We start from the raw sequence: 24,552 nt of genomic DNA, 5'->3' as shown, positions 1-24,552 counted from the left end.
ATACAACCACGCCGTGGGGTCAGCAATGCCGCGATCCGGTCACATTTCGCTGTGCGCGTACCCCGCCCCCGCGCTCATCGTCCGCGGTAGTCGGGGCCTCTGTGTGTCGCAGCAGAGGTGTCCGCGGGGCTGGATACGCTTGAGGATTGTGACCGCCGAGTATTCCGCCCACCACCTCCAGGTGCTCGAGGGCCTGGAGGCTGTCCGCAAGCGTCCCGGCATGTACATCGGCTCGACGGACTCGCGCGGGCTCATGCATTGCGTCTGGGAGATCATCGACAACTCGGTCGACGAAGCCCTCGCGGGCTACGGCTCGCGAATCGACATCGTCCTGCACTCCGATGGCAGCGTCGAGGTCCGCGACCGTGCGCGCGGCATCCCGGTCGACGTCGAGCCGCGAACCGGGCTGAGCGGCGTGGAGGTCGTCTTCACGAAGCTGCACGCCGGCGGGAAGTTCGGCGGCGGCTCGTACGCCGCGTCGGGTGGCTTGCACGGCGTCGGCGCCTCCGTCGTCAATGCCTTGTCCGAGCGCCTGGATGTCGAAGTCGATCGCGACGGCAAGACCTATGCGATGTCGTTCCGTCGTGGAGAGCCCGGCCAGTTCGCGGGGCCCGGGCCCGAGTCGCCGTTCACCCCGTTCGAGAAGGCCTCGCAGTTGCGGGTCGTCGGCAAGGCCGCCAAGGGCGTCACCGGAACGCGCATCCGCTACTGGGCCGACCGTCAGATCTTCACCAAGGATGCGACGTTCCACGCCGAGGAGCTGGAGCAGCGGGCGCGTCAGACGGCGTTCCTCATCCCGGGTCTGGAGATCGCGATCATCGATCAGCGCGGAGAGGAGATCGTCGAAACGTCCCATCGCTACGACGGCGGCATCTCCGAGTTCGCGGACTTCCTCGCGCCCGATGCGGCGATCACCGACACCTGGCGACTGACCGGGTCGGGCACGTTCACGGAGACCGTGCCCGTGCTGCAGGCGGGCGGAGCGATGGTACCGACCGACGTCGAGCGCGAATGCGAGGTCGACATCGCGTTGCGCTGGGGTACGGGCTACGAGACGGTCACCCGCTCGTTCGTGAACATCATCTCGACACCCAAGGGCGGAACGCATCAGGCGGGCTTCGAGCAGGGCCTGATGAAGGTCGTCCGCAGTCAGGTCGAGCAGAACGCCCGACGCCTCAAGGTCGGCGCGGGGGAGAAGCTCGAGAAGGACGACATCACCGCCGGCCTGACGGCCGTGCTCACCGTTCGCCTGCCCGAACCGCAGTTCGAGGGCCAGACGAAGGAGATCCTCGGCACGCCCGCGGTCCGCTCCATCGTCGCGAACGTGGTGGCCAAGGAACTCGCCGAGCGATTCTCCTCGAGCAAGCGCGACGACAAGGCGCAGACCGCGCTGCTGCTCGACAAGGTCGTGTCCGAGATGAAGGCGCGGATCTCGGCTCGCACGCACAAGGAGACACAGCGTCGCAAGAACGCCCTCGAGTCGTCATCCTTGCCGGCGAAGCTCGCCGATTGTCGCACCTCCGACGTGGAGCAGTCGGAACTGTTCATCGTCGAGGGTGACTCCGCTCTGGGAACGGCGAAGCTCGCGCGTAACAGTGAGTACCAGGCGCTGTTGCCCATTCGTGGCAAGATCCTCAATGTCCAGAAGGCGTCGATCAGCGACATGCTCTCGAACGCGGAATGCGCGGCGATCATTCAGACGATCGGCGCGGGCTCTGGCCGAAGCTTCGATCTCGAAGCGGCGCGTTACGGCAAGATCATCCTGATGAGCGACGCGGACGTGGATGGCGCGCACATCCGCACGCTTCTGCTGACGCTGTTCTTCCGCTACATGCGTCCGCTGATCGAGGCGGGTCGCGTGTACGCCGCCGTCCCGCCGCTGCACCGCGTCATCGTGGTCAATCCCGGTTCGAAGCCGAACGAGACGATCTACACCTACTCGGAGCAGGAGCTGCACACGCTGCTCGCGAAGGTGCAGAAGTCGGGACGGCGCTGGCAGGAACCCGTCCAGCGCTACAAGGGGCTCGGCGAGATGGACGCGGACCAGCTGGCCGAGACGACGATGGACCGTTCCGGACGGCTGCTGCGACGCGTGCGCGTACAGGATGCCGAGGCGGTCTCGGGCGTGTTCGAACTGCTGATGGGCAGCGACGTGGCACCACGTCGCGACTTCATCGTCACCTCCAGTGACCGACTCGACCGTGAGGCCATCGACGCCTGAGCTCGTCCGGACCCTCAACGACGCGGGGCCCGAGACCGATCTGGGGGGATTCGGTCTCGGGCCATCGCCGCGGCTACGGGGGACATCCGGATGACGTCGAGCCCCGAACGGTCTCTTCGTCCCCGAAATCACGGACGTCTCGCGCCGTGCCCTGTGAAGAACCGACTGGGGATCAGTTCTTCGGCTAGCAAAAGGTTAGGCGCGCATGGGCGGCGCCAACGTGAACCATCGGTGGAACCGACTGCGACTTTCGTCTACTTCGACGCGTATGCGTAAGTTTTTTCCTGATCAGCCTGAAAGGGGCAGTGACGCGCTCACGACCCACCCCTGGGATTTCCGTTCCGATTCGAAGGTGCCGCCGAACAGTCGGAAGCGCTCTCGAAGACGCATGATGCCGTAGCCCGACGCCGGGAGTCCGGCGGTGCGCGCCGGCGGTGAGTCGTCGGCGAAGGTGAGGTGCACCCAACCGCGCTCGACGCGGAGAACGATGGAGACCGTGTGGGCACCGGTGGCGTGCTTGAGCACGTTCGTCGCGCTCTCGCGGATGACACGGGTCAGCGCAACAAGGGATGCACTCGGCAGTCGGAGGTCGGCGGGCACGTCCGCGGTGACCGCGATACCCGCCTGTCCGAGTTCTTTCGTGACCGCGGCGATCGTGCCGGTGATCCCGTCGGGCGACGAGACGCGCTCGGGGGAGAGATTCTCTTCGCCGCGCACCATCCCGAGCACGCGACGAATGTCGGTGAGCGCCTGCACGGCGGCTTCGCGGATCGCCGTCTGCGACTGCGACCGCGTCTGCACGTCTTCGGTGCGGTCCAGGACCGCGGCGTGCAGGGCGACGATGGTGATCTCGTGGGCGACGATGTCATGCAGCTCGTCAGCGATGAGGTCCCGTTCGTGTTTGAGCTGCTCGGCGACCTCGCGCTCGCTCACCTCGAGCTGTAATGCCAAAGTTCGCGCCCTTTCGTACTGCTGCCGAATAGCGAGCCCAATCATCAAACTGACGAGGCTGAGGAACGCGATGATGACCGCGCCGAGTGGTTGAAACCCTGAACCGGGTCTACTCACGATCGCGACCAGCCAAACGACCCACGCCAACAGGTAGGTGGTCGTCAACAACGGGCTGCACGTGAACGCAACCAAACCGAGGATGGCCGCCGCAGTCAGAAGACTGTCAGCAACCCCCGTCACACTCGCAGCTGCGGCCGCGACGATCAGAACCGTTGTTCCGATGGGCGGGCGCCAAACAAAGAGCGCGACCGACAGAGTCATCGTCGTGGTGACTACTGCCGAAACGACGCTGGTGCTGCCACCGTTGGTCGCCCGGAAGAGGGAGTCGAGGATAAGGGTCACCGCAACCAGGATGATCAAAATCCGCTTCGCCAAAGGGCTCAGGGCAAGATAGTCCCAGAAGGGCGTTCGCGCATAGCGCGCGATGTCCGAGCGGAAGGAGGTCACAACGCGATTATCTCGCGAGAACACTTACTTCCAGATGCCGATGAGCTGTCCAAGCCAGTACCACATGTGTTTCACCTCCTGCAATCTCTCGAATCGATTCTTCAAACAGAGGTCATCTCGCACGACCGACGGATGGCTACATCGATAGCGACTTTCGTCGACATCGCGCGGAAAAGAACGAGTACGGGCGCTTCGTAAGATGGTGCTGTGACCGAACCGATTCGCGTGATCATCGTCGACGACGAGTCGCTGGTGCGCGCCGCACTGCGCGTCTTCCTGGACTCCTCGGACGGGTTCGATCTCGTCGGCGAAGCCGACAACGGCATCGACGCGATCGCGCTGGTGCGCAGCACTCACCCCGATGTCGTGCTCATGGACGTGCAGATGCCCAAGATGGACGGCATCGAGGCCACTCAACGCCTCACGCGTGAGTTTCCCGGTATCAAGATCGTCGCACTGACCACGTTCTCCTCGGAACGGGTGATCGTCCCGATGCTCAGCGCCGGCGCTGCGGGCTTCCTGGTGAAGGACACGTCGCCCGACCGCATCCTCGACGCGGCGCGCCTCGCTCACGAGGGCGGGTACGTTCTTTCGCCGCGCGTCGCGAAGGAGCTCGTCAGCTCGGTGCAGCAGAACGAACCGCCCGCACCGCGCCAGCTCGGCCGCGACGAGGAACTCACCGAACGCGAGCTGGAAGTGGTCACACTTCTCGCGCAGGGAATGTCCAACGCGGAGATCGCGGCGGCGATGTTCGTGTCCGAAGCGACGGTCAAGTCACACCTCGGCCGCATCACGGCGAAGTGGGGCGTGCGCGATCGCATCCAAGTGCTGATCCGCGCAACCCAGTACGGTCTCGTCTCTCTGGGCTGACGACCGTCAGGCGATCGCCGTGCCGACGGCCGCGACGACCGCATCCAGTGGCTGTCCGGAGGCATCCCGCTTCGCCCCCGGCTCCGGCAGGGTACGCACGGCGCCGTCCGCCGCCAATGCCCGCGGCTGCGCACCGACCCAGGCGAGAGTGAGGACGTCCTCGCCCTTCAGAAAGCGCTGAGCGCGCACGCCGCCGGTCGCGCGACCCTTCGGCGGGAACTCGTCGAACATCGACACCTTCGCGCTTCCCGCGTCTGTCCCGGCGATCGCCTGGGAGGACCCGGCGATGGTGACGACCACCGCGTCCGCCGGTTCGGTCACCACGTTGAAGGCCACGACGGAGGCTCCCGCGCCCAAACGGATGCCCGCCATGCCGCCCGCCGCGCGCCCCTGCGGGCGCACGCTCGCCGCGTCGAAGCGCAGCAGCTGGGCGTCGGAGGCCACGAAGACGAGCTCGGCACCGTCGGGGGCGACGGCGGCGCCGACGACGAGGTCTCCGTCCTTCAGCGCGATGATCTCGGCCTCGTGCTTGCCGGGCGCAAGCTCCGAGGTTGCGACACGCTTGACGACACCCTGGGCGGTCCCGAGGGCGATGACGATGTCGCCGAGGGGCACGACGGCCACGACGTGCTCGCCCGATGCCAGGCCGAGGTACTGGTCGGCGCGGGTACCGGCCCCGAGCTGCACCGCATTCGCCGGCACCGACGGCAGATCGACAGGGGAGAAGCGCACCAGGCGGCCGCGCGTGGTGACCGCGCCGAGCTCGCCCCTCGTGGTCGTGTCGACAGCGGAGAGGATGCCGTCGTGCTTTGCACGCCGTGTCGGAGCGACGATCTCGCCGGAGTCGCCGAGTTCGGCACGCACCATCCTCCCGGTCGCGGACAGGAGCACCCGGCACGGGGAGTCGGCGATCTGCAGGTCGGCCGCCGCGGCGCTGCGAGAGCGGGCCGCCACGGGTCCGCCGTTGAGCAGCAGGGTGCGACGTGGTGTGCCGAAGGTCTCCGCAGCGGCATCCAGCTCACGGGCCACCTGCTGGCGGAGGAGCACATCGCTGGCCAGCAGCGCCTCGAGGTCGGCGATGTCCTTCTTGAGGGTGTCCTGTTCGGACTCCAGCTCGATGCGGGAAAAGCGGGTGAGACGCCGCAGACGCAACTCCAGGATGTATTCGGCCTGCACCTCGGAGAGGTCGAAGACGCTCATCAGCTTCCCGCGGGCCTGCTCGGTGTCGTCAGAGGCGCGGATGACCTGGATGACCTCGTCGATGTCGAGGATCGCGATCAGAAGACCCTCGACGAGGTGGAGACGTTCCTGCTTGCGGGCGAGACGGTAGCGGCTGCGACGCGTGACGACCTGGATACGGTGGTCGAGATACACCCGCAGGAGGGGCTTGAGGCCGAGCGTCTGCGGCTGCCCGTCGACGAGGGCGACGTTGTTGATGCCGAAGGAGTCCTCGAGCGGAGTGAGCCGGTAGAGCTGCTCGAGCACGGCCGCGGGGTCAAACCCCGTCTTGATGCCGATGACGAGGCGCAGACCGTGATTGCGGTCGGTGAGATCGTTGACGTCCGCGATGCCCGTGAGCTTCTTCGCGTTGACGGCGTCCTTGATCTTCTCGATGACGCGCTCGGCACCCACCATGTACGGCAGCTCGGTGACGACGATGCCCGTGCGACGCGGGCCGAGCGACTCGATGGATGCCTTCGCGCGCGTGCGGAAGGTACCGCGTCCGCTCTCGTAGGCCTCGGTGATGCCGTCGAGCCCGACGATGATGCCGCCGCCGGGGAGATCCGGGCCGGGGACGAACTCCATGAGCTCGGCGGTGGTGGCGTCGGGGTTCTCGAGCAGATGGATCGCGGCGGCGACGACCTCGTTGAGGTTGTGCGGAGCCATGTTGGTGGCCATGCCCACCGCGATGCCGGAGGCACCGTTGACGAGCAGGTTGGGGAAGGCGGCGGGGAGGACGGCCGGCTGCTGGAACTGACCGTCGTAGTTGGGCACGAAGTCCACGACGTCCTCGTCGAGGTTCTCCGTCAGAGCGAGCGCGGCCGGAGCCAGGCGCGCTTCCGTGTACCGCGCCGCCGCGGGTCCGTCGTCGAGCGAACCGAAGTTGCCGTGACCGTCGACCAGCGGCACCCGCAGCGCGAACGGCTGAGCGAGGCGCACGAGCGCGTCGTAGATCGCCGAGTCGCCGTGCGGGTGCAGCTTTCCCATCACTTCGCCGACGACGCGCGCACTCTTGACGTGCCCCCGGTCGGGCCGAAGACCCATGTCCGCCATCTGGAACAGAATGCGCCGCTGCACGGGCTTGAGGCCGTCGCGAGCGTCGGGAAGAGCGCGCGAGTAGATGACCGAATACGCGTACTCCAGGAACGAATCCTGCATTTCGGCGGAGACGTCGACGTCCTCGATGCGGCCGTGATCTTCGGGGATGGACGCGGTGCGCGAAGCTGCCATGGATCTGCGGTTCCCTCGGTGCTCGGGTGGGCCGGGAAGTGGGGCCGCGCGCCATATGCGAGACTGGCCCCGATGTCGTTCAGCCTACCCGCGGACCCGCCCACAGCCCGGAGCCTCACCGCCATCGTGCCGCAATTGCTTGCGTCACTGTCCGACGCCGGTGACTGGTTCGTCTCGGCCCGGTCGGCGATCCTGGTCCTGGTCGACGGACTCGGGCGCGGCAATCTCACCGCTCGTGCCGGACACGCACGTTTCCTGACGGCGGCGATGACGAAGAAGGATGCCGCGCGCAGCACGTTCCCCTCGACGACGGCCACCGCCCTCACCGGGCTTCTCACCGCGACCGATGCCGGCACCCACGGCATCGTCGGATACCGCGCCCGCATCCCGGGAACCGATATCGCCCCCAACCAGCTCAAGGGGTGGGAGACCGACGGGCTCGACCCGATGACCTGGCAGCGCGCGCAGCCGCTGCTGGAACGGGAGGCGAACGCCGGTCGGCCCACGTTCGTGGTGAGCAAAGGGCTGTATCGCGACAGCGGCTTCACGCGGGCGATCCAGCGCGGGGCCGAGTTCGTCGGCGCCGCGACCCCGGCCGAGCGCCTCACCGCCGCCGCCATACGCGCGTCGGCGAACCCGGGCGCGCTCGTCTACGTCTACATACCGGAACTCGACACCCTCGGTCACGCGCACGGCTGGGAATCCGAGCGATGGCTGCGGGGGCTAGAGGAACTCGACGCGGACCTTCGTCGGTTCGAAGCGATGCTCTCGCCGGGCGTCGGCTCGCTCGTCACGGCGGATCATGGAATGGTCGACGTGCCGGCGCATCGGCACGTGCTGCTGCGCGACGGGGACCCGCTGTTGCATGATGTGGCCCTGGTGGCCGGCGAGCCTCGAATGCTGCAGCTCTACACAACGGACGGCAGCGCCGCGACCGTGGCCGCGCGCTGGCGTGAAGCCGAGCAGTCGCGCTCGTGGGTGATGACACGCGAGGAGGCGATCGACGCCGGCTTGTTCGGCCCCCACGTGCACCCCGATGTCCGCGATCGCATCGGCGATGTGCTCGTCGCGGCCCGGACGGCGGTGGCCTATTACGACGACCGCGTCGCCGACAAGAAGCCGCAGCGCATGATCGGCCAGCACGGATCCTGGACGGATCAGGAACGCATCGTTCCTCTGATCAGACTCGGCGCCTTCGCGAACGGCTGATCATCCGGCCCCGCGACGCCCCGTCGACTCACCCGTCTTCGGTGCGCGCTCCGAAGACGATCTCGTCCCACGACGGCATGGAGGTGCGCCCCTTGCGGCGCGACGAGTCGCTGATGACGGTGTCTTCGATCGCGGATGCCGTGTCTTCGGCATCCGTCCTCGCTTCGTCATAGCCGGGCTCGAGCGCGTCGAACAGAGCCACGGGGGAGTGCGGACGCTCGGTCGCGGACTCCTCCTCGGGCATGGGCTCGCGCTGGCCGCGACGGCGGCGCAGCGCCTCGAGCAGATCCGCTGTCTCGGCGGACGTCACCGCGTGATCGGGGGCGCGCTTGATCGCGGCATCCTGAACCGCGGGAGCGACCGGCACTCGCACGTCCGGTCGCGCGATGTCAGCGTCGGGCACGCCGGCGTCGGCGTCCAGACGGCGCGGGCCGAACGCCCCCGAGTCGAAGCGCGAGGCATCCTTCAGCGGAGAGGTGTCGAGCGCGCGCAGGCGGGGGATCAGTCCTTCGGGCAGCGATCCTTGACGCGAGAGCTGGGTCGCATCGGCGTTGAGCGGAGCAAGACTGCTCCGGCGCGGGTCGAAGCTCCAGCGTGCATCGTGGTCGACGTCGTTCGCGGTGAACTCCAGCTTGACGACCCAGCCGTCCTCGTCCTTCCAGCTCGTCCAGCGTTCGCCGCTCGCACCCGCCTCGGCGAGCTTCGCACGCACCGCGACCCCGAAGGTCGGCTGCGCCGCGGCATCGAGTTCTCCCGCGATGAGCACCGGGACGGCCAGAGCCTGCCCCACGATGTGCTCACGCTCGGCGAGGACGGGACGTTCGAAGCGCTGCACGTCTTCCAGGCGAGCGCCCAGAAGCTCCGCGACCTCCTGAGCCGACAGCCCGGAACGGATGTGAGCCTGGATGTCGCGGGGGCTCGGGCGCGCCGCACGCGGCTCGCTGTCGCGCTGTGAGCGACGCAGCTGGCTGCGCAGCGTCTCGTCGATCGGCAGCGCGTACCGTTCGCCGGACTCCGTGGCGAGAACGAGGACGCCTTCCTCGGTTCCGATCACCTTGAGCTGTTCCATGCGAAACACCCTCCCGTTCCCTGTTCGGGCACGATTCGATTGCCGGGCCCATGCTGTCACAGCAGTTCGTCGCACTCGGGAATATCGCGGGCGCGCCGCGAGTTCCATGCGACGCACCCGCCGGAAGCGGGCACGCGCACGACGATCATTTGCGAAATCCGAACCCGTCGTGCAAACTATCGCCGCCCCACGTCGGTCCCCCCGGCCGCGAGTCGGCACTTTGGCAACACACCTGGAAGTTGAGAGCATGGCGACCGATTACGACGCCCCCCGTAAGACCGACGACGACAGCGAGTCGATCGAGGCTCTGAAGGAGCGCGTTCCCGACAAGATGTCCGGGGCCGTCGACGTCGAGGATGCCGACAACCCCTCGGGCTTCGAGCTGCCCGGCGCCGACCTCTCCGACCTGGAGCTGGACGTCGTCGTGCTGCCCCCGCAGGAAGACGAGTTCACCTGCATCGAGTGCTTCCTCGTGAAGCATCGCACGCAGATCGACCACGAGACCACCGCCGGCGCCGTCTGCATCGAGTGCGCCTGAAGACCGTCCGCCCGGCGGGATCGGCCCCGCACCGGCGCTGACCTCAGCGCGACTGGGCGCGCCTGATCGCGGCGACGACGCGATCAGGCGTGCGCGTCGAGAACACCCACTCGGTGACGGGGTCTCCGGGATCGATGACGGAAACGCGGACCACGGGGTCGATCCCGCCGCGGAACATGTGCCACGCGGTCGCGGACAGCTGTGGACCGCGCGCAGCACGGGCGTCATCTGCCCACAGCGGCTCGGCGGCGCCGAGCTGATCCACCGGGATATGCGCACGACCGACCCGGAGTTCCCCGGCTCGCACCTCCACGACCGGAGACGCGAAGACGAGCAGGCCGATCAGCACCGCTGCCACGGCGATGCCCGCGGCGAGAGCGATGGTCGCGTCCAGCGGGACGAACACCAGTGCGACCATCGGAGCGACCACCGCCGAGCTGAGCAGCGTCCACAGCGACGGGCTGAGCCGTTCGCGGTAGCGGACGTCGGAAACGGGAGCGGCTGGAGCGGCGATGTGCATTACCCTCGTGGAGTGATCGAATCCGTGGACGTTCCCATTATCGCGCCGCAGGTTCCCGTCTACGCACATCCCGGCGACGCCGGCGCCGATCTGGTCTCGTCGGAGAGCCTGCGACTGGAACCCGGCGCTCGCGCGCTGGTGGGCACGGGGGTGCGGATCGCCCTGCCCGATGGATACGCGGCCTTCGTCGTGCCGCGCAGCGGTCTGGCCGCCAAGCACGGCATCACGATCGTGAACGCACCCGGGACGATCGACGCCGGCTACCGCGGTGAGATCAAGGTCGCTCTCCTCAACACGGATGCCCATGAGGCGTACGACATCACCGCCGGCGACCGCATCGCTCAGCTGATCGTGATGCCCGTTCCCCGCGTCCGCTTCCTCCCCGTCGACGACCTGCCCGACACCGCGCGCGGAGAGGGCGGGTTCGGCTCGACGGGCTACCAGACAGGAGTCACCGCATGAGCGATGAACTGCAGCCCACCGGCGCGGGCGACCGCGCATCGACCGGCCCCTTCGACGAGGCAGAGGCGAACCCCGTTCGTCCGTACATCGATCTGGGTGGCATCAAGGTGCTCCCGCGCGAGGGGCTGAACCTTCGCCTCGAAGTCGAGGAGCAGACCAAGCGCATCGTCGCGGTCGGCCTCGACTACGCCGATTCGACCCTGCAGGTGCAACCGTTCGCCGCGCCCCGCTCGAGCGGATTGTGGGACGAGACCCGTGACCAGATCCGTCAGCAGATCCGCCAGCAGGGCGGGCGCGTGGAGGAGCGCCACGGCCCGCTCGGCGCCGAACTGCTCGCCGAGGTCCCCGTCGTGAGCGGGCCTGATGCGGTCGCCGGAAAGCGCCTCGCGCGGTTCATCGGTGTCGACGGGCCGCGCTGGTTCCTGCGCGGTGTGATCGGGGGAGCGGCCACGACCGACGTCGAGGCCGCCGCCCGCGTCGAGGATCTCTTCCGCTCGATCGTGGTGGTGCGAGGCGGCAGCCCCATGCCGCCGCGCGACCTCATTCCGCTGAAGATGCCCGCCGCCCCCGGCACCGCATGAGCTCGCCCGCGCAGGAGCCCGAGGACGCGGCATCCGCTCCGCTCACGCCACCTCCGCCGTCCGCATCGGACCTCCTCGGAAGCGCGCTCGGCAACGCCGCGCGACGCGCCGGTCTCGATCCGTCGCGGCAGGCTCACACGGGACACGTCGTCTGGGCCGCCATGGGCGGCTGGCGGGGAGTGCTGGAGAGCGTGCTTCCCGGCCTGGCGTTCGTCATCCTGTTCACGACCACGGCCGATCTCACACTCTCGCTCGCGCTCTCGGTGGGCGCTGCGGCCGTCTTCACGATCGTCCGCCTCGTTCAGCGCTCGCCCGCCAGTGCGGCACTGGGGGGACTCATCGCCACCGGTGCCGCCGCCGCCCTCGCACTGTGGACCGGCCGAGGACAGGACAACTTCGTCCCGGGCCTCATCACCAACGCGGCCTACGGGACGGCGTTTCTGATCTCGGCTCTCGTCGGGTGGTCCTTGATCGGACTGGCCGTCGGCTTCCTCATGAACGAGAGCACACGCTGGCGCAGCGATCCGCGCAAGCGCCGGGTGTTCTTCTGGCTGGCGATCGCCTGGGCCGCGCTGTTCTACCTGCGCCTCGCGGTGCAGCTTCCCTTCTACTTCGCCGGCGATGTCACCACGCTCGGCACCCTGAAGCTCGTGATGGGACTGCCGTTGTTCGCCCCGCTCGTCGCCGTCACCTGGCTGGCCGTGCGGGCGGTCTATCCGCGCCAGCACGACGCCAGCGCGGCATCCGAGGCGTGATAGATTTATCTTGACATCAAGATAAATTCCTTCGCCGGTGATGCGCCAGAGGCGCCATCCACGGGTAAGGACAACCTCACTAGCCCGCCGCCGCGGCGGCGGGGATGATGGAGAATCAGGCGACGGCCGTCCATGCCCGACCCTGACCCCGCCGACCGACTGAGCCCGCGGCCTCAGGAACTCCCAACGAAGGAGAGCAGACGTGTCCACTGTTGACAGCTTCGGAGCCAAGAGCACCCTCACGGTCGGTGGCACCGACTACGAGATCTACCGGATCGACACCGTCGCCGGGTACGAGAAGCTCCCGTTCAGCCTGAAGGTGCTGCTCGAGAACCTCCTCCGCACTGAGGACGGCGCCAACGTCACGAAGTCGCAGATCGAGGCCCTCGGCAACTGGGATGCCGATGCGGAGCCCGATACCGAGATCCAGTTCACCCCGGCGCGCGTCGTGATGCAGGACTTCACCGGCGTGCCCTGCATCGTCGATCTCGCCACCATGCGCGAGGCCGTCACGGCCCTCGGTGGAGACCCGGCGAAGATCAACCCGCTGTCGCCGGCCGAGATGGTCATCGACCACTCCGTCATCGCCGACCTTTTCGGCACCGACAACGCGCTGGAGCGCAATGTCGAGATCGAGTACGAGCGTAACGGCGAGCGTTACCAGTTCCTGCGCTGGGGCCAGACCGCGTTCGACGACTTCAAGGTCGTCCCGCCGGGAACCGGCATCGTCCACCAGGTGAACATCGAGCACCTCGCGAAGGTCATCTACGACCGCACCGGCCGCGACGGCGTACTGCGCGCCTACCCCGACACCTGCGTCGGCACCGACTCGCACACCACCATGGTCAACGGCCTGGGCGTGCTCGGCTGGGGCGTCGGCGGCATCGAGGCCGAGGCCGCGATGCTCGGCCAGCCCGTGTCGATGCTCATCCCACGTGTCGTCGGCTTCAAGCTGACCGGGGAGATCCCGGCGGGCGTCACCGCCACCGACGTGGTCCTCACCATCACCGACATGCTGCGCAAACACGGCGTGGTCGGCAAGTTCGTCGAGTTCTACGGCGCGGGCGTCGCTTCGGTGCCGCTGGCCAACCGCGCCACCATCGGCAACATGAGCCCGGAGTTCGGCTCGACGGCCGCGATCTTCCCGATCGACGACGTCACGCTCGACTACCTGCGCCTCACCGGTCGCGACGAGCAGACCGTGGCTCTCGTCGAGGCATACGCGAAGGAGCAGAAGCTCTGGCACGACGCGGACAGCGAGCCCGTGTTCAGCGAGTACATGGAGCTCGACCTGTCCACGGTCGTCCCCTCCATCGCCGGCCCCAAGCGCCCGCAGGATCGCATCCTGCTCAGCGAGGCCAAGTCGCAGTTCGAGAAGGACATCGTCAACTACACGACGCCCAGCGTCTCGAACTCCATCGTCGACCTCGAGTCGAAGCACTCGTTCCCGGCATCCGACCCGGGCGCGGCGCCCGGCGACGAGGAGCCGCAGACGCGTGAGGTGCACATCTCCAGCGGCGCCCCCGCCGCGGCATCCAATCCCGTGCCCGTCACCTCGCCCGCCGGAGACTCGTACCTCCTCGACAACGGTGCCGTGACGCTCGCCGCGATCACGTCGTGCACCAACACCTCGAACCCGTCGGTGATGATCGCCGCCGGCCTTCTCGCCCGCAAGGCGCGCAACAAGGGCCTCAAGCAGAAGCCGTGGGTGAAGACGACGCTCGGCCCCGGTTCCAAGGTCGTCACCGATTACTACGAGAAGTCGGGGCTCGACAAGGACCTCGAAGGCCTCGGCTTCTACACGGTCGGCTACGGCTGCACCATCTGCATCGGCAACTCCGGACCTCTCATCGAGGAGGTCTCGGCGGCGATCAACGAGAACGACCTGGCCGTCACGGCCGTGCTGTCGGGCAACCGCAACTTCGAGGGCCGCATCAGCCCCGACGTGAAGATGAACTACCTCGCCTCGCCGCCCCTCGTCGTCGCCTACGCCCTCGCCGGCTCCATGCACTTCGACTTCGAGACCGACCCGCTCGGGAAGGACTCGGAGGGCAACGACGTGTTCCTCAAGGACATCTGGCCCTCGCCGGACGAGGTGCAGGAGGTCATCGACTCGTCGATCTCGCGTGACCAGTTCATCAAGCAGTACGCCACCGTGTTCGACGGCGACGAGCGCTGGACGAGCCTGCCCACGCCCGAGGGCCCGATCTTCGAGTGGGACGCCGATTCGACGTACGTGCGCAAGGCGCCGTACTTCGAGGGCATGTCCATGGACCTGACCCCGGTCACGGACATCCACGGCGCCCGGGTGATGGCGACCCTCGGCGACTCGGTCACCACCGACCACATCTCGCCCGCGGGGAACATCAAGGCCGGCACGCCCGCCGCGCAGTACCTCACCGAGCACGGTGTCGCGCAGAAGGACTTCAACTCCTACGGCTCGCGTCGTGGCAACCACGAGGTCATGATCCGCGGCACGTTCGCGAACATCCGCCTCAAGAACGAGCTGGTCGCCGCGGTCAACGACGGTCAGATCGTCGAGGGCGGCTTCACGCGTGACTTCACGCAGGAGGGCGGCCCGCAGTCGTACATCTTCGACGCGTGCGAGAACTACCGCGCCGAAGGCACCCCGCTCGTCGTCTTCGGTGGCAAGGAGTACGGCTCGGGCTCATCGCGCGACTGGGCCGCGAAGGGCACGTCGCTGCTGGGCGTCAAGGCGGTCATCACCGAGAGCTTCGAGCGCATCCACCGCTCCAACCTCATCGGCATGGGCGTCGTGCCGCTGCAGTTCCCCGAGGGCCAGAGCTGGAAGTCGCTGGGCCTGGACGGCACCGAGATCGTCTCGATCGAGGGCCTCGAGCAGCTCAACGAGGGCGTCACCCCGAAGACCGTGAAGGTCACGGCGGCCCCCAGCGAGTTCTCGCCGGAAGGCAAGGAGACGATCGTCTTCGACGCCAAGGTGCGCATCGACACCCCCGGTGAGGCGGACTACTACCGCAACGGCGGCATCCTCCAGTACGTGCTGCGTTCGCTGGTCTGAGCGCCGGTTATAACGCCCCGGCATCGGTCCCTGCAAGGGGACGCCGATGCCGGGGCGTCGGCGTTTGGGCGACGTAGACTCGGAGGATGAGTCTGCTCGCTTCGATCACCGGTCCGCGTGACCTGGACTCCCTGTCCACCGAGCAGCTCGAGCAGCTCGCGCAGGAGATCCGTGACTTCCTCGTCGAGAACGTGGCGCGCACGGGCGGTCATCTCGGACCGAACCTCGGTGTCGTAGAGCTCACCATCGCGCTGCACCGGGTCTTCAACTCACCCGACGACCCCTTCGTCTTCGACACCGGCCATCAGTCGTATGTGCACAAGCTGCTCACCGGCCGCCAGGACTTCCGCGGCCTGCGCTCGCGCGGCGGACTCGCCGGCTACCCGCAACGCGCGGAGAGCGTCCACGACGTCGTCGAGTCCTCGCACGCGTCGAGTTCGCTGAGCTGGGCGGACGGCATCTCCCGGGCGTTGACCCGCACCGGCCGCAAGGATCACCACGTGGTCGCTGTCGTCGGTGACGGCGCGCTGACGGGCGGGATGACCTGGGAGGCACTGAACAACATCTCCGACGACAACGATCGCAATCTGGTGATCGTCGTCAACGACAACGGACGCTCCTACGCTCCGACGATCGGGGGGATGGCTCGCTATCTGAACCGGGTACGCACCACCGAGGGCTATGAGAGCCTGCGCAAGAGCTCGGCATCCTTCTTCCGTCGCCTCGGACCGATGGGTCGCGCCGTCTACCGTGGTGTCCGCGGCGGCACGCATGGATTCCTCTCGCGCTTCTCCAACAACGAGGCGCTGTACTCGAACCTGGACATCAAGTACCTCGGGCCGATCGACGGACACGACCTCGTCGCGCTGCAGGAGACGTTGCAGCTGGCCAAGGACTACAGCGCCCCCGTGATCGTGCACGTCATCACCGAGAAGGGCCGCGGTTACGAACCCGCGCGCAACGACGAGGCCGATCAGTTCCACGCCGTCGGCAAGATCGACCCGGCGACGGGCGAGCCGCTGGGCTCTTCGGATGCCGTCGCCTGGACCGACGCCTTCGCCGATGCACTCGTCGCGGCCGGAGAGCGTCGCGACGACGTCATCGCGATCACCGCGGCGATGCTGCGCCCGACGGGCCTGCAGCCGTTCGCGCAGCGCTTCCCCGACCGTGTCTACGACGTCGGCATCGCCGAGCAGCATGCGGTGGCTTCCGCGGCGGGGCTCGCGTTCGGCGGGCTGCATCCCGTCGTTGCGATCTACGCGACGTTCATGAACCGCGCCTTCGACCAGGTGCTCATGGATGTGGCCCTGCATCGCGCGGGAGTGACGTTCGTTCTCGATCGCTCGGGTGTGACCGGGCCCGACGGCCCCAGCCACCATGGTGTGTGGGATCTCGCGATGCTGCAGCTGGTCCCCGGCATCCGCATCGCCGCACCCCGCGACGAAGCCCGCTTGCGGGAGGAGTTCGACGAGGCGATCGCTGTCGACGACGCCCCCACGGTGATCCGCTTTCCCAAGGGCGCCGTCGCGGTCGAGCAGCCGGCCCTCAAGCGCCTCTCGGACGGTGTCGACGTGCTGTGGCAGAACGGGGCCGAGGACGTTCTGCTCGTCGGCATCGGCCCGATGACGCAGCTCGCGGTCGAAGTCGCCGAGCGTCTGCGCGCCCAGGGCATCGGAGCGACCGTCGTCGATCCGCGCTGGGTCGTTCCCGTGCAACCCTCCATCGTGAAGCTCGCGGCCGCCCATCGCCTGGTGATCACGATCGAGGACGGCATCCGCGTCGGTGGCGTCGGAACGCGCGTGCGCCAGGTGCTGCGCGAAGCGGGCGTCGACACGGCCGTCGACGAGCTCGGCCTTCCCGATGCCTTCATCGATCATGCGACACGCGAGCAGATCCTCGAAGACGCCGGCCTGTCGGCCGCGAAGATCGCGCAGGACGTCGTCGCGCAGGTGCTCGGCACGCGTATCCCCATCGCGCGGCCCTCCACCGAGACGGGTGCCATCTGGACCGTCCAGGGCGGCGCCGCCGGTTCGGAGCACGCCGACCACGGCGACGGCCGCGGCTGATCACAATCAGCCGTCGAGCCGGAGGTCCTCTTCCTCCATCACGGGTGCTCGCCGCTGCGGCGTCCGCGCGCCCTGCCACCGGCCGTAGACCGTCGCGGCCGCGCAGACGCCGAGCGTCAGCGTGACGAATGCCGGATCGAGGGTCACCGCGCTCGACAGCGCGGCGAAGACGGCGATCGCCGCCGCACCGATGACGGCACCGAAAACCGCGAAAACACCGAGGTGGATCCAGCCGCGCCGCACGCGACGAAGCGCGTAGCCGACGGCGGCGGCAACGGGAAGTCCGACGATCGTCACCACCATCGAGACGAGCCCGCCGAAGAAGGCGACCCAGACGGCCGCGTACGCCGCCATCGTGAGGGTCGACGGATCGAAGGGCGCGCTGCCGGCGGCGAGCGTCCACGCGACGATCGCCGCCGCGAGCAGCACCATGAACGCCAGCCACGCGTGCGTCGCACCACGCCAGAGCTGCTCGCTCGTGAACACGCGGGACCGATTCGGCTCGCTCACCGGCCCGCCTCCGCAATCAGCCCGAGCAGGTCGCGCACGACCCCGCGCACGATCGGCAGGCGCGCGAGCGGCAGCGTCGTCCGCAGCAACGCGAGACCCCGATCGAGCAGACGGCGCGTGCGCTGCTGTCCTTCCGAGCGGTCATAGACCCAGAAGAGCGCCAGCAACAGGTGCGCGAGGAAGAGCACCGTGGGCAGCGCCTCAGCGAGGTCCTTCGGGACCGTTCCCGAACGCGCCCCGTGCACCGCCTCCGCGAACAGGCCCTCCGTGATGGCTCGGGCCTCGCCGGACGCCTCGGCGAGAGGATTGATCTCCGAGCGCGGCGAGACGGCGGCGGAGAGGAACTCGGCGGCGTGCTCGTGGTACGCGGTGAGCTGGTCGAGCCCCGTGCGATACACGATCGCGATGCGGTCGACGAGGTCGTCCGCATCGACGAGAGCCGGAACCGCCGCAGCGTGATGGCCGCGCTGCACCTCGAGATAGAGCTCCTGGACCAGATCGTTCTTGGTGGCGAAGTGGTAGTACGCGTTGCCGACGGACACGCCCGCCTCCTGCGCGATCAGACGCATGGTCGTCGCGTCGTACCCTCGGTCCCGGAACGACGTCAGCGCGATCTCGCGAAGGCGCGCACGCGTCCGCTCGCTCTTGGACGACGGCTCCTCAGAAGTGAACATGTTCGAAAAATAGCACAGTCCGTACCGTGACAGCATGGATGGATGAGCTCCGCCAACCTCACCCGCGAAGAGACGGCGGCTCGCGCCGCCGCCATCCGCCTGCACGCCGTCGAGGTCGATCTCGACCTGCGTTCGGCTCCGGATGCCGCCGCCACGACCTTTCCGACACGGTCCACGCTGGAGTTCACCGCGAGCACCGACAGGACCTGGGTCGACTTCATCGGCGCGGCCGTCGACGCCGTCACGGTGAACGGACGGTCCCAGCCGGTGGTGTGGGACGGGGCCCGCGTCCAGATCTCCGGACTCCACTCCGACGCAGCGACGGCGAACGTTGTCCGCATCGAGGCCTCGGCCCGCTACAGCACCTCCGGAGAAGGGCTTCACCGGTTCCGCGATCCCGTGGACGGTGCGACCTACCTCTACACGCAGTACGAGCCGGCGGACTGCCGGCGAGTCTATCCGTGTTTCGAACAGCCCGACATGAAAGCGCACTGGAGCTTCGCCGTCGCCGCGCCCACCGGGTGGGCGGTGCTGTCCAACGGCGCCGAGTCGTCGCGGGAGGAGGTCGACGGGGGAGTGAGTGTCCGCTTCGCGGAGACGTTGCCGCTGTCCAGCTACATCACCGCGGTCGCCGCAGGTCCCTACCATCGCGCCGAGGGCACGTACGCCGGCGCCGACGGCGAGATCCCCCTCGGCGTGCTCTGCCGCGCATCCTTGGCCGCACACCTCGACGCGGATGAGATCCTCGACATCACCCGCCGCGGACTGTCGTTCTTCGAGAAGGCCTTCGACTACCCCTACCCCTGGGGCACGTATGACCAGATCTTCGTGCCCGAGTACAACCTGGGCGCCATGGAGAACCCCGGGCTCGTGACCTTTACAGAGGCGTATGTGTTCCGCGGCGCCGCCACGGCCGCGCAGCGCGAGGCGCGCGCGAACACGATCCTCCATGAGATGGCGCACATGTGGTTCGGCGACCTCGCGACGATGCGATGGTGGGACGACCTGTGGCTCAAGGAGTCGTTCGCGGACTACATGGGGACGCACGCCGCGGCGGCCGTCGGTGGGTTTCCGGACGCCTGGGTCAGCTTCGCGACCCGGCGCAAGGGATGGGCGTACACGCAGGACCAGCTGCCCACGACGCATCCGATCGTCGCGGACATCCCGGATCTGGAGGCGGCCAAGCTCAACTTCGACGGCATCACCTACGCGAAGGGCGCCTCGGTGCTCAAACAGCTCGTCGGGTTCGTGGGCGAAGGCGCCTTCTTCCGGGGTGCTCAGCGCTACTTCGCCCGCCACGCCTTCGGCAACACGACGCTGCCCGATCTGCTGCAGGCTCTCGAAGAGGCTTCGGGACGCGACCTGCGGGCTTGGAGCGCCGCGTGGCTGCAGACGACCGGGGTCGCCGACGTGCGTGCCGAGCGCACCGCGGAAGGCCTCGCTCTGGCGGTGTCGGAGGTCCGCCCGGACCGTGTGAACGTCGGACTGTACGCGGAGGCCGACGGCCGTCTCGTCCGCCGTGGCTCGGCCTCCGCCGACATCGTCGGCGCACGGACCCTCCTCGCCGACGCACCGCTCGAGGACGTCGTGCTGGTGGTCCCGAACGACGACGACCGCACGTACGCGAAAGTGCGGTTGGATGCCGCGTCGACGGATGCCGTCGCGCGCGGACTGTCCACGATCGACGACACGCTGGCGCGAGCGGTCGTCTGGGCGTCGCTGTGGAACGCGGTGCGCGACGGCATCCTGCCCGCGACGGACTACGTCGACATCGTCGCGCGGCATGCGCCGCGGGAGACCGACGCAGCCCTGCTCACCGAGGCCGCGACGCGGGCCGCGTTCACGATCGCCCACTTCGCCGCCGATCGCGACCGGCCGGCGCTGGCGGCCGGCTGGCTGGAGACGGCGTGGAGCGCCCTGCAGCGCGCGGTTCCCGGTTCGGACGCCCAGCTCATCTGGGCCCGCGCCGTGGGTGCGGCGGCGGCGGTCTGCGACGACCGGGCGACCGACCTCGGCGCGATCCTCGCCGACTCCGCGCCCGCCCCGGCGGGGCTGCGGCTGGACCCCGATCTACGCTGGGCGTGGCTCGTCGCCCTCGCCGCGACGGCCCACGCGGATGACACCGACATCGAGCGCGAGCTCCGCGCCGACGACACCGCGTCCGGTCGTGTCGCCGCACGCACGGCGCGAACCGCCCGCCCCGACGCCGACACCCGCGCCCGCGGCTGGCACGACGCGTGGTCGGACGAGACACTGACGAACGACCACCTCGACGCGACGATCGCGGGCGTGCGAGCCGGTGGGCGGCGGGACCTCATCGCCGGATTCGACGACGAGTACTTCGCGCGCATCCTGCCCGCGTGGCGGTCGCGGTCGATCGAGATCGCCCGGCGCCTTGTGGTCGGCCTCTTTCCGGCATCCCCGTCGCTCGACGCCGCCGACGCGTGGCTGCGGGACCACCCCGACGCACCCGGAGCCCTGCGCCGCCTCGTCATCGAGCAGCGCGACGGCCTCGCACGCGATCTGCGCGTGCGGGCGGCACAGCCGTCGAGCTGATCGCGCGCTCGCGCACACCGGAAGCGGAGACGGAAAACGGAATCGGATGCCGCGCGAATGCGGCATCCGATTCCGTTGCCACCATCCGAATCCGTGGTGACGGGCGAATGCGGCATCCGATTCCGTTGCCACCATCCGAATCCGTGGTGACGGGCGAAGGGCGGGAGACGGCGCGTCAGGCGCCGATGCCGCGGATCGGCGGGTGGTGGAAGGTGTCGCCGAACGCGCGCTCGGATGCACCCTCGCGATCGAGGTACGGCGAAGCCCCGCCGTCGATGAACGGCCAGCCGGCGCCGAGGATCAGGCACAGGTCGATGTCTTCGACCTCGGGAACGACGCCCTCGTCGAGCATCAGCTTGATCTCGGTGGCTAAGCCGTCCTGCACGCGCCGAAGAATCGTGTCGGCGGATGCCGGGGCGGAGCCCACATGCCCCTTCAGCGCCTTCTCCGCCGCCTTGGAGAAGCCGGTGACGCGCCCGCCCTTGTCCTTCTCGACGACCTCCGGCAGCTCGGCGAGCTGGTGGAAGTTCTCGTTCGCGTAGAAACGGTCGGGGAACGCGTGGACCATCGTGTCCTGGACGTGCGCCGCGACCTTCCACCCGACCAGATCGATGAGCTGGAAGGGTCCCATCGGCAGTCCGAGCGGCGCGAACGCCTTCTCGACATCCGCGACGGGGGTTCCCTCGTAGACGGCACGCGCTGCCTCGCCCATGACCTTGGCGAGGAGGCGATTGACGACGAAACCCGGAGCATCCGCCGTCAGCACGGCGTTCTTGCCGAGGCCCTTCGCCACGACGAAGGCCGTCGACAGCGCGGCATCCGTCGTGGTCGGCGTCTTGACGATCTCGATCAGGGGCATGACGGCGACCGGGTTGAAGAAGTGGAAGCCGACGAGCCGTTCGGGGTGCTCGAGCTTCGCCCCGATCTCCTCGACGGACAGCGACGAGGTGTTGGTGGCGAGGATGGCGTCCTCGGCGACGATCTTCTCGATCTCGCCGAAGACGGCCTGCTTGACGCCCACCTCCTCGAAGACCGCCTCGATGACGAAGTCGCAGTCGGCGTACAGGCTCTTGTCGGTCGTGCCCGTCACGAGCGCGCGGAGCTTGTTCGCGGCGTCGGCGTCGAGGCGACCCTTCGCCTCGAGCTTGCCGATCTCGTCGTGGATGTAGGCGACGCCCTTGTCGACGCGGGCCTGGTCGAGGTCGGTGATGAGCACCGGCACCTGGAGCTTGCGCACGAACAGCAGCGCGAACTGGCTCGCCATGAGTCCCGCGCCGATGATGCCGACCTTCGTGACCTTCTTCGCGAGGGTCTTGTCGGGAGCGCCGACGGGCCGCTTGGCCCGCTTCTGCACGAGATCGAACGCGTACATGGATGCCGCGAACTGGTCGCCCGTGACGAGATCGGCCAGGGCCTCGTCTTCGCGCGCGAAGCCCTCGGCCTTCGTTCCGCCCTTCGCCTTGTCGAGCAGCTCGAGTGCGGCGTAGGGGGAGCGGGGGACGGTGCCGATCTTGGATTCGAGCATGCCGCGCGCGACCTTGATCGCGATGGGCCACTTGGTGAGCCGCTCGATCTTGCCCGGCTCGTTCTTCCGCTCCACCTTGACGGCCCCCGTCAGGACCCCGTCGGCCCAGGCGAGCGAGCTCTCGAGGTAGGTCGCAGCAGGGAAGATCGCGTCGAAGATGCCGTAGTCATAAGCCTGCTGCGGCTTCAGCATGCGGTTCTGCTTCAAGGGGTTGCTGATGACGACCTCGAGGGCGTTCTCGATGCCGATGAGGTTCGGCAGCAGGTACGCGCCGCCCCAGCCGGGGATGATCCCCAGGAACACCTCGGGCAGGGCGATCGCGGCTGCGGAGGCGTCGACCGTGCGGTACGTCGAGTTCAGCGCGATCTCCAGCCCCCCGCCGAGGGCGAGACCGTTGACGAAGGCGAAGGAGGGCACTCCGAGCTCGCCGAGCGACCCGAGCACCTTGTGCCCGAGCTGCGCGACCAGACGGGCGTTGTCCTTGGAGCCGACCCGTGTGATGTCGGAGAGGTCCGCGCCGGCGGCGAGGATGTACTGCTTGCCCGTGATGCCTACGGCCTGGATCTCGCCGGCCGCCGCACGGGCCTTGAGGCTCGCCAGCGTCGCCCCGAGCTCGGTCAGTGTGGCCGGACCGAGCGTATTGGGCCGCGTGTGGTCGCGACCGTTGTCGAGCGTGATGAGCGCGAGGATCTTGCCCGAGGGCAGGGTGATGTCGCGCACCCGCGAATGGGTGACGACCTCGCCGTCGGCGAGCGCGGTGAGGGCGGAGAAGTCGATCTCGTCGTAGTTCGTCATGTCCGTCGTCCTCTCAGCGCTTGCGGCCGTTGTAGTGCGGGTTCTCCCAGATGACCGATCCGCCCTGCCCGAGCCCCACGCACATCGCGGTGAGTCCGTAGCGGACATCTGGTCGCTCGGCGAACTGCGCGGCGAGCTGGATCATCAGACGCACACCCGACGCGGCGAGCGGGTGGCCGAGGGCGATCGCCCCACCCCACTGATTGACCCGCGGGTCGTCGTCGGCGATGCCGAAATGATCGAGCAGGGACAGCACCTGCACCGCGAAGGCCTCGTTCAACTCGAACAGACCGATGTCGTCGATCGTAAGCCCGGCCTTCTTCAGCGCCTTCTCCGTCGACGGGATCGGGCCGATGCCCATGATCTCGGGTTGCACGCCGGCGAAGGCGAAGGAGACCATGCGCATCTTGGGGGTGAGCCCGAGCTCCTTGACGGCACCGCCGCCGGCGAGCAGCGACATCGTGGCGCCGTCGGTCAGCGGTGAGGACGTTCCTGCCGTCACCCGCCCGTGCGGACGGAACGGCGTCTTCAACGCCGCAAGGTCTTCCATCGTCGTCTGCGGGCGACGGCCCTCGTCCTCCGTGGCCAGGCCCCAGCTTCCCTCGGCATCCTTCACGGCGACGGGAACCAGATCGGGCTGGAACTTGCCGGCCTCGTAGGCGGCCTGCGCCTTGTGCTGGCTGAGCATGCCGAAACGGTCGGAGCGCTCCTTGGTCAGCTGCGGGAACCGGTCGAAGATGCGCTCGGCGGTCACGCCCATGTTCAGCGCACCCGGATCGACCATCTTCTCGGCCACGAACCGGGGATTCGGGTCGGCGTTCCCGCCGATGGGGTAGTGGCCCATGTGCTCGACGCCGCCGGCGAGGGCGACGTCGTACATGCCGGCGCTGATCGAGGCTCCCATCATGGCGACACTCGTCATGGCACCGGCGCACATCCGATCGATCGCGAACCCGGGCACGGTCTGCGGCAGGCCGGCGAGGATGGCCACCGAGCGCCCGAGCGTCAGGCCCTGCTCTCCGGTCTGGCTGGTCGCGGCGATGGCGACGTCGTCGACGCGAGCGGCGGGAACAGCGGTGTTCCGGGCCATGAGTCCGATCGTCGCCTTGACCGCGAGGTCATCCGCGCGGGTGTTCCAGTACATGCCCTTCTCGCCGGCGCGACCGAACGGGGTGCGCATTCCATCGACGAAGTAGACGTCCGAGAGCTCGGCCACACTGCCTCCAAGGGTTGAGATTGAGTCCAGCGTACG

The 24,552-nt window shown here is 68.3% G+C and carries 18 protein-coding genes; 10 read left to right on the top strand and 8 right to left on the bottom strand.

What is annotated here, in order from left to right; all coding sequences use genetic code 11:
• Positions 1 to 148: 148 nt before the first annotated feature.
• A complete protein-coding gene (locus PP359_RS02070; RefSeq protein ID WP_039415945.1) occupies positions 149 to 2,221 on the top strand; it encodes a DNA gyrase/topoisomerase IV subunit B in 2,073 nt (690 codons plus the stop codon).
• Positions 2,222 to 2,509: 288 nt separating this feature from the next.
• On the opposite strand, the gene PP359_RS02065 is transcribed toward PP359_RS02070, so the two are convergent.
• Positions 2,510 to 3,679 (bottom strand): sensor histidine kinase, encoded by a 1,170-nt coding sequence (locus PP359_RS02065; protein ID WP_499249807.1) that lies wholly within the window; start codon positions 3,677 to 3,679, stop codon positions 2,510 to 2,512.
• Positions 3,680 to 3,886: 207 nt separating this feature from the next.
• On the opposite strand from PP359_RS02065, the gene PP359_RS02060 reads away from it, so the two are divergent.
• Positions 3,887 to 4,549: a response regulator gene (locus PP359_RS02060; protein ID WP_083867958.1), complete on the top strand. Its 663-nt coding sequence runs from the start codon at positions 3,887 to 3,889 to the stop codon at positions 4,547 to 4,549.
• Positions 4,550 to 4,555: 6 nt separating this feature from the next.
• Here PP359_RS02060 and PP359_RS02055 read toward each other — a convergent pair whose 3' ends face one another.
• The gene (locus PP359_RS02055) at positions 4,556 to 7,000 is read right to left on the bottom strand and encodes a DNA gyrase/topoisomerase IV subunit A (protein ID WP_499249806.1); all 2,445 of its coding nucleotides are present in this window, start codon (positions 6,998 to 7,000) and stop codon (positions 4,556 to 4,558) included.
• 72 nt (positions 7,001 to 7,072) lie between these two features.
• Between PP359_RS02055 and PP359_RS02050 the strand changes: the two genes are divergently transcribed.
• The gene (locus PP359_RS02050; RefSeq protein WP_499249805.1) at positions 7,073 to 8,209 is read left to right on the top strand and encodes an alkaline phosphatase family protein; all 1,137 of its coding nucleotides are present in this window, start codon (positions 7,073 to 7,075) and stop codon (positions 8,207 to 8,209) included.
• A gap of 28 nt (positions 8,210 to 8,237) precedes the next feature.
• On the opposite strand, the gene sepH is transcribed toward PP359_RS02050, so the two are convergent.
• The gene (gene sepH, locus PP359_RS02045) at positions 8,238 to 9,278 is read right to left on the bottom strand and encodes a septation protein SepH (RefSeq protein WP_499249804.1); all 1,041 of its coding nucleotides are present in this window, start codon (positions 9,276 to 9,278) and stop codon (positions 8,238 to 8,240) included.
• Positions 9,279 to 9,525: 247 nt separating this feature from the next.
• Here sepH and PP359_RS02040 point away from each other — a divergent pair, with 247 nt between their 5' ends.
• Positions 9,526 to 9,816 (top strand): DUF4193 domain-containing protein, encoded by a 291-nt coding sequence (locus PP359_RS02040; protein WP_036317658.1) that lies wholly within the window; start codon positions 9,526 to 9,528, stop codon positions 9,814 to 9,816.
• A 43-nt stretch (positions 9,817 to 9,859) separates the two neighbouring features.
• Here the strand turns inward: PP359_RS02040 and PP359_RS02035 are convergent, their stop codons facing one another.
• Complete coding sequence (locus tag PP359_RS02035; RefSeq protein ID WP_499249803.1) at positions 9,860 to 10,336, bottom strand: DUF3093 domain-containing protein; 477 nt, start codon at positions 10,334 to 10,336, stop codon at positions 9,860 to 9,862.
• A 12-nt stretch (positions 10,337 to 10,348) separates the two neighbouring features.
• On the opposite strand from PP359_RS02035, the gene dut reads away from it, so the two are divergent.
• The 5 genes from dut (at position 10,349) to dxs (ending at position 17,240) form a co-directional block, all read left to right on the top strand.
• Positions 10,349 to 10,798 (top strand): dUTP diphosphatase, encoded by a 450-nt coding sequence (dut, locus tag PP359_RS02030; RefSeq protein WP_204359860.1) that lies wholly within the window; start codon positions 10,349 to 10,351, stop codon positions 10,796 to 10,798.
• The gene (locus PP359_RS02025; RefSeq protein WP_112931510.1) at positions 10,795 to 11,379 is read left to right on the top strand and encodes a DUF3710 domain-containing protein; all 585 of its coding nucleotides are present in this window, start codon (positions 10,795 to 10,797) and stop codon (positions 11,377 to 11,379) included. The genes dut and PP359_RS02025 overlap by 4 nt, the downstream gene beginning before the upstream one ends.
• Complete coding sequence (locus tag PP359_RS02020; RefSeq protein WP_499249802.1) at positions 11,376 to 12,134, top strand: DUF3159 domain-containing protein; 759 nt, start codon at positions 11,376 to 11,378, stop codon at positions 12,132 to 12,134. The genes PP359_RS02025 and PP359_RS02020 overlap by 4 nt, the downstream gene beginning before the upstream one ends.
• Before the next feature lie 202 nt (positions 12,135 to 12,336).
• Positions 12,337 to 15,174: an aconitate hydratase gene (locus PP359_RS02015; protein WP_039415953.1), complete on the top strand. Its 2,838-nt coding sequence runs from the start codon at positions 12,337 to 12,339 to the stop codon at positions 15,172 to 15,174.
• Between the two features lie 86 nt (positions 15,175 to 15,260).
• Positions 15,261 to 17,240, top strand: coding sequence for a 1-deoxy-D-xylulose-5-phosphate synthase (gene dxs / locus PP359_RS02010; RefSeq protein WP_499249801.1), 1,980 nt, complete (start codon positions 15,261 to 15,263; stop codon positions 17,238 to 17,240).
• 6 nt (positions 17,241 to 17,246) lie between these two features.
• Here dxs and PP359_RS02005 read toward each other — a convergent pair whose 3' ends face one another.
• Together PP359_RS02005 and PP359_RS02000 are read right to left on the bottom strand one after the other, a co-directional pair.
• Positions 17,247 to 17,750, bottom strand: a complete 504-nt coding sequence (locus PP359_RS02005) for a hypothetical protein (RefSeq protein WP_499249800.1) — start codon at positions 17,748 to 17,750, stop codon at positions 17,247 to 17,249.
• On the bottom strand, positions 17,747 to 18,424 hold the full coding sequence (locus PP359_RS02000) for a TetR/AcrR family transcriptional regulator (protein ID WP_499249799.1): 678 nt from the start codon (positions 18,422 to 18,424) through the stop codon (positions 17,747 to 17,749). Before PP359_RS02000 ends, PP359_RS02005 begins: the two co-directional genes overlap by 4 nt.
• A gap of 42 nt (positions 18,425 to 18,466) precedes the next feature.
• Here PP359_RS02000 and pepN point away from each other — a divergent pair, with 42 nt between their 5' ends.
• Positions 18,467 to 20,980, top strand: coding sequence for an aminopeptidase N (gene pepN / locus PP359_RS01995; RefSeq protein WP_499249798.1), 2,514 nt, complete (start codon positions 18,467 to 18,469; stop codon positions 20,978 to 20,980).
• Positions 20,981 to 21,155: 175 nt separating this feature from the next.
• Here the strand turns inward: pepN and PP359_RS01990 are convergent, their stop codons facing one another.
• Together PP359_RS01990 and PP359_RS01985 are read right to left on the bottom strand one after the other, a co-directional pair.
• Complete coding sequence (locus tag PP359_RS01990) at positions 21,156 to 23,300, bottom strand: 3-hydroxyacyl-CoA dehydrogenase NAD-binding domain-containing protein (RefSeq protein ID WP_295778348.1); 2,145 nt, start codon at positions 23,298 to 23,300, stop codon at positions 21,156 to 21,158.
• A gap of 13 nt (positions 23,301 to 23,313) precedes the next feature.
• Positions 23,314 to 24,516 (bottom strand): thiolase family protein, encoded by a 1,203-nt coding sequence (locus PP359_RS01985; protein ID WP_061683123.1) that lies wholly within the window; start codon positions 24,514 to 24,516, stop codon positions 23,314 to 23,316.
• Between the last annotated feature and the right edge of the window lie 36 nt (positions 24,517 to 24,552).

Source organism: Sphingomonas sp. BLCC-B65 (assembly GCF_028550675.1).
In the GTDB taxonomy this organism is placed as follows: domain Bacteria; phylum Actinomycetota; class Actinomycetes; order Actinomycetales; family Microbacteriaceae; genus Microbacterium.
This window is presented reverse-complemented; position numbering and strand designations above follow the sequence as displayed.